Annotated in this window: 5 protein-coding genes and 1 pseudogene; all 6 read left to right on the top strand. The window is 61.3% G+C overall.

The genetic code is table 11. The features are described 5' to 3' along the window. Positions 1-338 (top strand): phage major capsid protein (locus APH42_RS28765; protein ID WP_156352982.1); only part of this gene is annotated, 338 nt, incomplete at its 5' end. A gap of 47 nt (positions 339-385) precedes the next feature. Next, positions 386-913: a hypothetical protein gene (locus APH42_RS30045; protein ID WP_060494749.1), complete on the top strand. Its 528-nt coding sequence runs from the start codon at positions 386-388 to the stop codon at positions 911-913. Between the two features lie 4 nt (positions 914-917). Continuing rightward, a complete protein-coding gene (locus tag APH42_RS28755; RefSeq protein WP_060494748.1) occupies positions 918-1259 on the top strand; it encodes a head-tail connector protein in 342 nt (113 codons plus the stop codon). After that, positions 1256-1582: a phage head closure protein gene (locus APH42_RS29760; RefSeq protein WP_082421482.1), complete on the top strand. Its 327-nt coding sequence runs from the start codon at positions 1256-1258 to the stop codon at positions 1580-1582. Before APH42_RS28755 ends, APH42_RS29760 begins: the two co-directional genes overlap by 4 nt. Before the next feature lie 8 nt (positions 1583-1590). Then, entirely contained in the window at positions 1591-1761 is a 171-nt protein-coding gene (locus tag APH42_RS30270; RefSeq protein WP_177336891.1) for a hypothetical protein, read from the top strand. 3 nt (positions 1762-1764) lie between these two features. Then, positions 1765-2069 (top strand): annotated as a pseudogene (locus APH42_RS28750) (HK97 gp10 family phage protein); the annotation flags it as partial.

The raw sequence follows: 2069 nt of genomic DNA, 5'->3' as shown, positions 1-2069 counted from the left end.
ACGGCATCGTGCTCAACCCGATCGACTGGGCCGCTATTGAGCTGACCAAGGATGGGGAAGGCCGCTACATCATCGGCCAGCCACAGGAAGGCACCAACGCGAAGCTCTGGAATCGCCCTGTGGTTTCTACCCAGGCCATGACACAGAACGACTTCCTCGTCGGTGCGTTCAAGCTTGGCGCCCAGATCTTCGACCGCATGGAAATCGAAGTGCTGATCTCGACCGAGAACAGTGATGACTTCGAGAAGAATATGGCAACGATTCGTGCTGAAGAGCGCTTGGCCTTCGCCATCTACCGCGATGAAGCGTTCGTTACTGGTCCGCTGATCACTCCTTAATTCCTTGCGCTGGGGCGTCAGGAATGGCGCCCTACAGGAGTATTTCCATGGCACGTAAACAGGAAAAACCAGAGTCCACGGTTGAGCCGAAGGATACTGCCTCGACCACTGAGTCGAGCGGCAGCCAGCCTCAAGATGGAGCGTTGTCCCTCTCGCCTGGTGAAGCCGCCTCACCAAATCCTGGCGAGGCGGGTGCTCCCGCAACTGATTCAGTCTCGGGCGCAGAGCAGACACCGCCAGAAGCACCGGCAGAATCGGGGGGCGGATTGGGCGTCGCCGCAGGGGACCTGGGCGCCAGTGCCGGAGCTCCCGCTACGGAAGCAGGGGCATCGGTAGGTGATGGCCAGAGCGGGCCGACGGTGATCGAGGCTGGCGACGATACCAACCAGCCAGCTGCAGGGGATCTGGTTGCAGCTAACCCAAATCCAGTGACTCTTCAGATCTACCCGATGCGATCCTACATGGATGAGGGCGAGCTGCGCCGTCGGGGCGGTCCAGCCTATGTGGTGCCACGCAGGCACGCGGAGGAGCTTGTGCAGCGAAAGTTGGCATCGCTCGAACCGCTGAAGGAGTGAAGACATGCCGGTGATCAGTTTGACCACAGCCCGTCATCACCTGCGAGACCCTGACGATGATGACGAGTACCTGGAGCTCCTGATCGAGGCGGCTGAAGGGCAGGCGATGGACTATCTGAACCGCCGCGTCTATGTCGATCAGCAGGCGCTGGATGATGCTGTCGCCGCCGGTGATGCTGGCGAGTCTCCCATGCTCAGCAACAAGCAGATCCAGGCCGCATGCTTGCTGATCCTCGGCCACCTTTACGCCAACCGTGAGGACGTTGTGATCGGGACCATTGCCACCGAATTGCCGAAAGGTTCGGTCGCGCTCCTGACCCCGCACCGTGTCGGGTGGGGGGTATGAGAGCCGGGCCGCTACGTCATCGGTTCGAGGTGACCCACCGACATGAAGAGCGCAATAAGTCCGGGGGAGCCACAGTGACATGGCTTCCTGCAGCCCGCCCTGAAATGTGGGGCGAAGTCCGCACCCCTTCTGGGCGCGTAACGGCAGTTGCTGAAAAGCTGAGCGCTGTTGTCACGGCCGAAATCATCGGCAGGCCGCGCTCAGACATCGTTGCCGGGTCGCGTCTGATACGCCGCGGGGTCACTTACCAGGTCGAGGCGGTTTTGCCGGACAACGAGAACACCCTGATGAGGCTGCTTTGCTCATCGGTACCGAACCCATGAGGTGAACAATGAAAATTCGAGCACTAGGCCCGCTGACGGGCGCATCTGGTGAGCGTGAGAAGGGCGAAGAGTTCGAGGTCGACAATGCCTATGGCGAAGGCCTGATTGCTCGGGGCTACGCCGAAGCAGTCAGCGACAAGGCCGCGAAGCCAGCGAAGGCCGATCCGGCCAAGGAGTAGGGCATGGCGCGCCGGTCGAGTATTCGCGGCGACATCCGTCTACGCCGGACACTGCGCAACATCCACAAGACGATGGACAACGAGTTGCAGCCCGCGATGCTGGAGGCGGCGAACCGCATCCTGGAGACCCAGCGAGAGTTGATGCCCAAGGACACCGGAGCGGCCGCCGCCGCGCTCAGGGTTTACGTTTCGCCCAGCGGTTTAGATGCCCAGATCGGCATTCGTGGCAAGCGCGACAACCGACGGTTCTTCTACCTGCGCTTCATTGAGTACGGCACCAAGGGCTATACCGGCGGCAAGCGAGCTGG

Origin of the sequence: Pseudomonas sp. NBRC 111140 (assembly GCF_001320885.1) — a bacterium.
Classification (GTDB): domain Bacteria; phylum Pseudomonadota; class Gammaproteobacteria; order Pseudomonadales; family Pseudomonadaceae; genus Aquipseudomonas; species Aquipseudomonas putida_P.
Note: the sequence above shows the minus strand (reverse complement) of the source record. Positions and strands in the feature narration are given on the sequence as shown.